The organism is Pseudomonadota bacterium, from assembly GCA_016719885.1.
Classification (GTDB): domain Bacteria; phylum Pseudomonadota; class Gammaproteobacteria.
This window is the reverse complement of sequence record JADJYF010000011.1, coordinates 1-9,666: the sequence shown is the minus strand read 5'-3', so window position 1 is coordinate 9,666 and position 9,666 is coordinate 1. Positions and strand designations below refer to the sequence as shown.

5 protein-coding genes are annotated in these 9,666 nt (G+C 65.9%); 3 read left to right on the top strand and 2 right to left on the bottom strand.

Annotated elements, in window-relative coordinates:
* Positions 1-52: 52 nt before the first annotated feature.
* Both IPM80_12460 and IPM80_12455 read right to left on the bottom strand, forming a co-directional pair.
* Positions 53-1,960: a ShlB/FhaC/HecB family hemolysin secretion/activation protein gene (locus tag IPM80_12460; protein MBK8959215.1), complete on the bottom strand. Its 1,908-nt coding sequence runs from the start codon at positions 1,958-1,960 to the stop codon at positions 53-55.
* Positions 1,961-2,153: 193 nt separating this feature from the next.
* On the bottom strand, positions 2,154-3,122 hold the full coding sequence (locus IPM80_12455; protein MBK8959214.1) for a peptidylprolyl isomerase: 969 nt from the start codon (positions 3,120-3,122) through the stop codon (positions 2,154-2,156).
* A 285-nt stretch (positions 3,123-3,407) separates the two neighbouring features.
* Here IPM80_12455 and IPM80_12450 point away from each other — a divergent pair, with 285 nt between their 5' ends.
* From IPM80_12450 to IPM80_12440, 3 genes are all read left to right on the top strand, one after another.
* On the top strand, positions 3,408-4,307 hold the full coding sequence (locus IPM80_12450) for an adenylate/guanylate cyclase domain-containing protein (GenBank protein ID MBK8959213.1): 900 nt from the start codon (positions 3,408-3,410) through the stop codon (positions 4,305-4,307).
* A gap of 127 nt (positions 4,308-4,434) precedes the next feature.
* Positions 4,435-5,127 (top strand): serine/threonine-protein phosphatase, encoded by a 693-nt coding sequence (locus IPM80_12445; protein ID MBK8959212.1) that lies wholly within the window; start codon positions 4,435-4,437, stop codon positions 5,125-5,127.
* 109 nt (positions 5,128-5,236) lie between these two features.
* Positions 5,237-9,666 (top strand): serine/threonine protein kinase (locus IPM80_12440; GenBank protein ID MBK8959211.1); only part of this gene is annotated, 4,430 nt, incomplete at its 3' end.

Here is a 9,666-nt window from a genome sequence, read left to right as displayed (position 1 = left end):
GCCGAGCTTGGAGTCACGTCGTTCGTCCTGACGCCGCACGCTCCACCCCCGGTCAAAAGAACAGGTTGAAGTCCAGCCAGTACTTCGGTCCCCAGCCGGTATCCTCGGGGCGCGGGCTGCTGCCGATCGGCGCGGCGATGGTGAACTTGGTGGAAAATGCCTTGGGATTGTTGAACGAGAACGCCATGCCGACCGAGTTGAAATTCTCGGCCTTGCGCTCGGTCGGCGTCAGCGCGCTGTTCAGGTAGCCCGACGCGACATCGTAGAAGAACGACACCTGCACCAGTTCGCCCCAGGTGCGATTGCCGAAAGCCGGCACGTCGGACACGAAGGGCGCATTGATGATCCACTCCACCGAGCCGAACACCGCGCGGTCGAACAGTTTCTCGGTCGGCCGGTAACCGCGCACGTTGTCGGGCCCGCCGACGTCGTATTGCTCGAGCGGCACCAGCAGGTCCGGCGACCACATCAACTCGGTGGTGAACAGGATGTTGTGGTTCTTGAGCTTGTCCCACAAGGGCGTCAGCGCCTGGAAACGCGACATGCGCAGCGTGACCTTGTTGAAATCGCCCTCGGCGAACTTGCCGTTGCCGCCCTGGCGGGTCGGCGGCACGAACGCCGGGGCCTTGCCCATCGCGCCGAACAGGTCGTTGAAGCCGTGGGAGATCTCGAGGCTGGCAGTGTTCAGGCCGCCGAAGCGCGCGTCGACGTTGTCGAAATTGAATTCGCCCGAGGCCACCACCAGGCTGTCGATGTTCTGCTTGCGACCGTCGGCCTTGGTACCGCTGCGCTTCTTGGCGAGACGCGAGGTGGCGCTGAAATTCATCAGCCGGCTACGCACGAAATTCTTGGTCAGCGAGATGTTGTAGTTGCGGATGTCGCTATGGATGTTGGCGTCGCGGAAATCACCGCCGACATCGAACTGGTTGCGGTCCACGCCGATGCCGAGCAGGGTGTCGTACAGGCGCACCACCGGCACCTGGTAATCGAGCGCGTAGAACCAGGTGTTGCGCGGCGCGACGGTACGCTGAATGGTGGTGGTGAACTTGTCGCCGATGCCGAGCGGCGAGTTGACCGCGAAGCGGCCGAGTTGGCGGTTGAGGCCGGTCTCGCGGATGCCATGGTTGTCCCAGCGCAGCGCCGATTCAAAGCGCTTCTCGTCCTGGACCTTGAGCATGATGTCGGCGGTGCCGACGCGCGTGCCGGGCTGGAACACGCCGAACGACGACAGGCCCGGGTTGTCGGACACCGTCAGCAGCGCCGTTTCGATCGATTCCTTGGTGACCGGCTGGCCGATGAGCTTGCGGAACGGCGCGGCCAGCACCTTGGGCTTGTACATCTTGTTGCCTTCGGTGACGACGTCGCCGAGCAGGCCTTCCATGATTTGGATCTTGACCTCGCCGCTGTCGACCGACTGCACCGGCACGAAGGCCTGCGCCAGGATCAGGCCATGATCGCGGTAATACTTGGTGACGACATCCGCCACTTCCTGCAGACGTCCGACCGTGAAGCCCTCGGGCCGCTCGGCAAGCTTGGCATCGACCAGGGCCTGCACGTCGGCGACCGCGATGCCGTGCCGTGCACGATCGACGGCACCTTCGAGTACGAATTGTTTGACGGCGACCTTGTCGCCGTCGTCGATTTCCAGCGGGCGGTCGACCAGCGCCGGCACTTCGAAATGGGTTTCCGGCGGCGGCGCCTGTGGCACTTCGCGTGGTTTGTCGCCGGGTCGAATGGCGCCGGGCTTGGCGGCGTCGGGCAGACTGACCGTCGCTGCGAGGGAGCTCTCGTTGGGCGCCATGGCGGCCGCGAGCTCGGCGGCGGTCGGGTCGGAAGTTGAGGACTTTGACGCGTCATTGAAAGCAGGGCGCACGGCGCCCGGGCGCGCGGTGCGTGCGTCGTCGTCGAGCTCGGCGGGGATCGCGGACGCCAGGCCGGCGCGCGCAACGAGACCCGCCACGCACAGTGCGCGCAGGCAGCGTAACGCCCTCCCTCGCCTCGACTCGCCCACTATATGCATAAGACCTTTCAATAAGCCCGCTAACGCACTGAATAACTGGGCCTAGTTCCGCGCCCCTGGGACTCGCCGAGTATAACAACCTCCTTTCAAGGGCAGCAACGACCGGGCAGCGGCCGCCGTCGCCCGCCACGCCTCAGGGTTTGGCCGCCTGCGGCGCCTCGGCGGCGGCCGGCGCCGCCTGCGCCTTGAGCTCCTGGCGCCAGGTTTCGAGGGTCTCGGCGGCCGGCGTATCTATCGGGTATTCCTTCTCTATCTTGTCGATGGCGGCCTGGCGCACCTTGGCCACCGCCTCCTGCACCATGCGCTGACGCAGCTGTTCACGCACACGCTCGAAGTCCAGCATCTCGGCGCCGACCGTCGCACCGCGTTTCAGCACGTGCAGGCCGGTCTCGGAAGCGATGGGTTCGCTGACCTGGCCGGGCTTGAGCTTCTTCAGGGCCTCGGCGATGGGCGGCAGCAGCTCGGCCGACTTCAACAGGCCCATATAGCCGTCGTTGAGACGGCTGGCCTCATGCGCCGAGTACTGCCGGGCCAACGCACCGAAGTCGCCCTTGTTGTTGCGCAGTTCGTCCGCCACGCGGTTGGCGCGCGACCACGCCGCCTTGACCGCCTTGTCGTCGGCGCGCGCATCCAGCGGGATGAAGATCTGCCACAAGTGCACCCGCTCCGGCACGCGGAACGCGTCCGGGTTCTTGTCGTAGGCCTCGCGCACCTCGGCATCGCTCGGGAACTTGGCGTCGAGGTTGGCGCGCACCACCTGGTTCAGGTAGGTCTCGACCAGCACCCGCTGGCCAGCGCGCTCCATGAGCGTCTTGATCTGCGGATTGGCGTCGGCCTGGTTGGCATAGGCGGCCTTGAGCACCGCCTGGTTGAGCGCCTCCTGGTGCACGAAGCGCTTGAACACCTCGGCGGAATCGAGGATTTCACCGCGCCGCGGCGCGTCGACGATCGCCAGCACTTCACCGAGCAGCTTGCCATCCAGGCCAGGGGCGGCGTCCTTGGTCGCGGTCGGCGCGGCCGGCTTGGCCTCGGGCGCGGGCGCGGGCACAGCCGGCGCCGTGCCGAGCAGGTAGCGCTGACCGAGGCCACCGGCCACGATCAACAGGGCGCCGAGCAGCAGCGCGGCGGGGGTCGACAGGTTTTTTTCAAGTCACACGCTCCCATAGGCGGACGATTCCACGATGGGCCCGGATTCTAGCCGGCAATTCGCGCGCGGGCGAAGCGCGCGGCGGTCCCGTGACGGCGCTTGCTCAAAACAGAAATTTTGTTGATGCTGAGTAGCTTATTCCATAAACTTCGGCGCACCCTCAACCAGCGCCCCCAGGCGCGGTTGGCGCGCGCGACGTGCCCTCAACAAGGACTCAAGGCCCCACGGCAACGACAACGAATGGCGCCCAAAACCACCAACCTGACCATCATGTTTGCCGACATCAGCGGCAGTACGCGGCTCTACGAGCTGCTCGGTGATGGGCCGGCGCGGGCCAAGGTCGCCAGTTGCCTGGAGATGCTGACGGACGTCACCGAGCGACATCGCGGCACGGTCATCAAGACCATCGGCGATGAGATCATGTGCACCTTTCCCACCCCGGAACGGGCGGTCAGCGCGGCCTGCGAGATGCATGAGCTGCTCGAAGACGAGATCACCGTGCAGACCAACCAGGGCCGCATGTCCCTGGCGGTACGCATCGGTCTGCACCACGGCCCGACCATCCTCGACGCCGGTGACGTGTTCGGCGACGCCGTCAATGTCGCGGCGCGCATGGCCTCGATGTCCAATGGCGGCCAGATCATCACCACCCAGACCACGGTCGACGAACTGCCGCCCATCCTCAAGGCCAGCACGCGTTTCATCGACAGGGCGCCGGTCAAGGGCAAGAAAGAGACCATGGACATCTACGAGGTGCTGTGGCAGCAGGACGACGTCACGCGCATGTCCACCGGCGTCATCCCCGAACCGATGCAGCGCGCCTGCCTCAATCTCACCTACCACGATCTGCGGGTGGTGATGAACGACGAGCGTCCGCAGGTGGTGCTCGGTCGCAGCAAGACCGCCGACATCCCGGTCGCCGAGGCACTGGCCTCGCGCCAGCACGTGCGCCTGGAGTTTCGTCGCGGCAAATTCTTCATCGTCGACCAGAGCACCAACGGCACCTACGTGTGGAGCGGCGACACCGAAGCCTTCCTGCGACGCGAAGAAATGCCCTTGAGCGGCAGCGGCAAGATCAGCCTGGGACGATCGTTTTCCGAAAATCCCCAGGAAGTCGTGCATTTCAAGTCCGACGAGTGAGCGCGCGAGCCTGGCGTGCGCCACTGTCGTCCCCTCGGTCGTCCCCCCCTCTGCCGCGCCGCTTCGCGCCGTGCGCGGACGCAGGCAAGTCGCCATGAGTGAGCCGTTCCGCTGGCGCTCCGCCGCCATCACCGACGTCGGCAAGGTACGCAAGCTCAACGAGGATTCGATTCTCGATCGCGGTGACGTCGGTCTGTGGGTGGTGGCCGACGGCATGGGTGGGCATTCGGCCGGTGACCTTGCCAGCCAGCTCATCGTCAATTCGCTGGCCAAGCTCGACATCGGCGCCACGCTGCCGGATTTCGTGGATGGCGTCGAAGAAGCGGTGCGGAACGTCAATGATCGGCTGTTCGCGGTCGCTAACGCGCATAACCAGACCAGTGGCAGCACGGTCGTGGTGCTGCTCATCCATGGCCGTCACGCGGTGGTGATCTGGGCGGGCGACAGTCGTTGCTACCTGCTGCGCGACGGGCGCATGCGCCAGGTCACGACCGATCACACGCAGATCGAGCTGTTCATCGCCAAGGGTTTGCTGACGCGCGCCGAAGCGGCCGGTCATCCGTCCGGCAACATGGTGACGCGTGCGGTGGGCGTGACCGACAGCCTGCTGCTGGAAATGGATCTGCTCGAGATTGAAGACGGTGACAGTTTCCTGTTGTGTTCCGACGGACTGGACAAGCACCTCGGCGATGACGAGATCGCGCGGCACCTGGCGGGCGCCGATCCACAGACCGTGGCGCGCGTGCTCATTGATCAGACGCTGGCGCGAGGCGCCATGGATAATGTCAGCGTGTGCGTGGTGAAGGTCACCGAAAATTGATGCGCGGCGCGACGGCGACGAAACCGCCGGCGCCGCAAGCCCTGGAAACGTGAGCGCATGAATCCACTGTTTGCTTTGCCTGTTCCGTGCGTGCCTGGAGATCGCGGCAATGGCTGATTTCAAGACCACCCTCGAGCGCCTGGCGCGCGGCGAAATCGACTTCGATGCGGTCGCCAGGAACATCGACAAGCTGCTGGCCAAACGCCCGCAGGCGGTGGTCGCGATCATGGACCAGCTCAAGCAGGCGGTGGTCGACGGCATCATCGACGCCGACACCTATGCGGCGCTGAAGAGCCGCGTAACGGTGGGCATCGAAACGGCGCCGCTGGCCCAGCACGACGCCGTCGCGCAAGACGGCCACGACGACGACGCGACGCGCCTCGGCGGCGACGAGAGCACCCGCTTCGGCGGCCACGAAGTGACCGAAATGGTGGCGCGGGCGCGCCAGACGCTGGGCGATGCCACCGAGATCCTCGACATCACCAGCGGCGAGATCACCGGCCACAGTCAGCCCTCCACCACCACCGGCATCGATTTCGATCCGACCGGCGACACCGGTTCGCAGACCTCGGCCTCGTGGCCGACCAGCGACAGCCAGACCGGCGGCACCGGCGGCGACTGGTCGACGCCGAGCAGCGCATCCAGTCCGACCCGCATCGAGCCCGGCGCGGTGCTGCGCGGGCGTTTCAAGCTCGATTCGGTGCTGGGCGTGGGTGGCATGGGCTCGGTGTTCCTCGGCAGCGATCTCATCAAGGTGCGCGCCAAGGACAAGCAGCCGCGCGTGGCTTTGAAAGTGCTGAACGAAGATTTCAAGCAGCACCCCGATTCCTTCATCGCCCTGCAGCGCGAAGCGAGCCGCCAGCAGAAACTCGCGCATCCCAATATCGCGACCGTCTACGATTTCGACCAGACCGAGGATGGCCTGGCGTTCCTGGTCATGGAGTTGCTCGAAGGCCAGCCGCTCAACGACTACATCAAGAAAGTGGTGCGGCCCAAGGGCGGCCTGCCATTTGCCGAAGCGCTGCCGATGGTGCAGGGCCTCGGCGCGGCGCTGGTGTATGCCCACGAGCGCAACATCGTCCATTCCGATTTCAAACCGGGCAACTGCTTCCTGACCAAGGAAGGGCAGATGAAAGTGCTCGACTTCGGCATCGCGCGCGCGGTCAAGAACCCCGGCGCGGCGGAAGGCGAAACAACGATATTCGATCCAGGCAAACTCGGCGCCCTGACGCCCGCCTACGCCAGCACCGAGATGCTGGAAGGCGAAGAGCCCGACCCGCGCGACGACATCTACGCGCTGGCCTGCGTGGCCTACGAGCTTCTGACCGGCAAGCACCCGTTCAACAAGATCCCGGCCAACAAGGCCCGCGACTCTGGACTGGTCGCCGAACCGATCAAGGGCCTGACGCGCAAACAATGGCGCGGCCTCGAGCATGGTCTCGCCTTCACCCGCGACAAGCGCAGCCAGACCACCGCGCAGTTCCTGATCGAATTCGAAGGCGCGACTTCGCCGTGGAAGAACCCGCTGGTCATGGTGCCGGCCGCCGCCGTGCTGCTGGCCGCGGTCGGCGTGGTGCCGATGATGAACATGCTCGACAAGCGCGACACCGATCAGCGCATCGAGCTGGCGAAAAGCGGCAGTGCCGCCAACATCGAGCAGGTGCTGGCCGGCGTCGACGCGCCGGACTTCGATTCCGGCAAGCGCGACCGCATACTCACCGAGGCCAAGGAAGCGATCCTCGCCTACTTCGAGAACGGCGTGCGCTCGCGCATCGACGTCGCCGCCGGCAAGTACGATTTCATTGGCGCGCGCCAGGTCCTCGACAAGGCGCAGGGCTACAGCGTCTACCACGATTCGTCGAGCCTCAATCAATTGAAGGAGCAAATCGACGAAGCCGAGAACCGCGTGCTGGCCGAGCAGTTCGACAAGTTCAACACCGCGCTCGAAAACGGCAGCCTCTTGCCCAGCGACAATGGCGACGACATCTACGATGCCATGGCGGTGGTCGCCAAGATCGATCCCAAGCACCCGATGCTGAAAGACCGGCGGCTGCCGGGCGCGTTTGCCAACGCCATCAACAAGGCGCTGGCCGACAACCATTTCGATTACGGCGAGGCGCTCAGCAACCAGAGCCGCGAGCTGCTCGGCCTCGACAACAAGTACCTGAACGACCTCGCCGACAAGATCGGCGGCGCGCGCGAACGCGCCGAAACCACCGCACGCCTGCTGGCCGCGGTCGACGCGGTGCAGAAGGCGCTGGACAGCAAGGGTGGCCTGCCCGCCTACCTTGCCGTGCAGAACGAGGTGGTCGACCTCGCGCGCCTCGATCCCGGCAACGAGCTGCTCGACAAGCTGCGCAAGGATATCGAGCCGCGCGCCATGCGCGATCTCGCCGCGCTCGAGAGTTCGCGCAACTGGAACGCCAGCGACCTCATGCTCGGTGACTACAGCGGCATGCTGCGCGTGCTCGGCATGCGCGATCTCAACGATCGCATCGGCACCCTGGCCAATGAATTCAACGCCCAGTTGACGACCCTGCGCGACGGCATCACGCAGGCGGTGGCCAGCAACAAGCTCGACCCCGACGGCGACGATCAGCTCAGGCAACTCGGCGAAATCGCCGCGCGTCACGCCACCACCGCCAACGCCCGCGACCAGCTCGCGCTGGCGCGTTTGCACGAAGCGCGCAGCCTGCGCGACAAGGGCGAGTTCGACGGCGCGGCCGTCGCGCTGAAGGCCGCGCGCGCCTACACGCCTAGCGCCCGCGTCGCGCCGCTGCTCGATGCGGAAGCCGCGCTGGCCGAGGCCTTGCGCAATGGCGACGATGCGGCGCGCGCCGAGGCCCTGGCCAAGCGCCATGCGCGCTTCGAGGCGGCGCTGCCGGAATTCGGCAAGCGCCTGGCGGGCCTCGGCAAGGATGCCCAGGGTTTCAGCGACGCCTATGCGGCCTTGGACGCCCTGCGCGCCGACCATCCCGACGATCCGCGTACAAACGATGCCGCCAACCAGCTCGCCACGATGGTCGAAAAGACCGCCGAACAATGGGCCGGCGCGGAACGCTGGGACGAAGCCGTGGCGCTGACCCAGAACGCCCTGGTGGACCTGCCGCGCGCCGCGCCCCTGCTCGGCAAACTCGACAGCCTGGAGAGCAAGCGCAAGCAGGCGCTGGCGGCGGCCGAGAAGCAGCAGGTGGCCGATGCCAAGGCCGCCATCGACAAGCTGCTCGCGGAAAGCGAAGCCGATCGCGCGTGGCGCGCCAGCGTGCGCAAGCACATGGGCAACATCGCCGCGTTCGGCGATCCGAAAGATCCGTGGATCAAGGAGGTCGGCACCAAGATTGCCGCCAAGCTGGTCGAGCGCGCCGGCGAGATGCGCCTGCAGGAACGCTTCGCCGAGGGCAACAACCTGATCGCCGACGCGGCCCGCTACGCGCCCGACGCACCGGGGCTGGCCGAGGAACGCGGCGCCTTGCAGGAAGCCACCGACGCCTTCGAACAGGAGCAGCAGGAACAGGCGCGCCTGGCGCGCATCGATGGCATGAAGCAGACCTTCGAATCGCAGGCCAAGGCCGGCGATGTCGCGAATGCCGCCAAGACCCTCGACGGCCTGCGCAAGGAAACCGACAAGACGCCTGACCCCTACGTCAGCGACGAAGCGCCGCGTTTGCTGGCGAGCGCCTACCTCAAGCTCGCCACCCAGCAGGTGCCGAAGAACGACTACGCCGCCGCGCTGCGCTTCGCCAAGGCCTGCGCCGATCTGCAGCCGCAACGCCAGGACTGCAAACTCGCAGTGCGTGACTACACCGTCGACGGCAACAAGCAGGAACTGGCGAAGATGCTCAAGCGTCCCGACTTCGACATCGGCGAGGCCTTGGCCAAGGTGTCGGAAGTGCAGATCCTCGATCCGGGCGAATTCAGCAAGGCCGAGAGCGGCTGGGCGCAAGACATCGCGACCCGCATCGAAGCACTGAAGAAGAGCGAAGGCATGGCGGCCAACGAGGTCATCAAGCAGGCCAAGGATCTTTTCCCCGGCAACCAGCCGATAGCCGCCATCGAACCGGTCAAGCTCGCCGCGCCCACCTCGCGCTACGCACCCGACATCAAGAAAGCGCTCGACAAGGCCATGCTGTCGGTGGCCAAGGACCTGTTGCTGAAAGCCACCAAGGAAGAAGCCGAGAATGCCGAGATCGTAACCTTGAAGGGTGCGTTCAACGCGCGCGTCAAGCAGGTCAAGGAGATCGTCGGCAAGTTCGATGCGCGCTTCAACGAAGGCAAGGCCGGCGTCGCCGCGTGGCAGGCCGACAAGCAGGACGCCAGCAAGGACAAGGCCAATGCGCTGCTGGTCGCGGCGCGCGGCGAGCTCGACAGTGCCTTCGCGGTGTGGGCCGACAATGCCGCGCTCAAGCAGCGCAAGTTGAAGCTCGAACAGGAAATCGCCAAGCTCGCCGGCGGCGTGGCGCCACTCGAACCGCCGCCGCCGCCGACCAATCCCTGTGAACCGAAACTCGCCGGCCACGGCAAACGCAAGGCCGGCACCTG

Coding starts and splice junctions, on each gene's coding strand:
- IPM80_12450 (MBK8959213.1), top strand. CDS start 3,408: ATGGCGCCCAAAACCACCAACCTGACCATCATGTTTGCCGACATCAGC.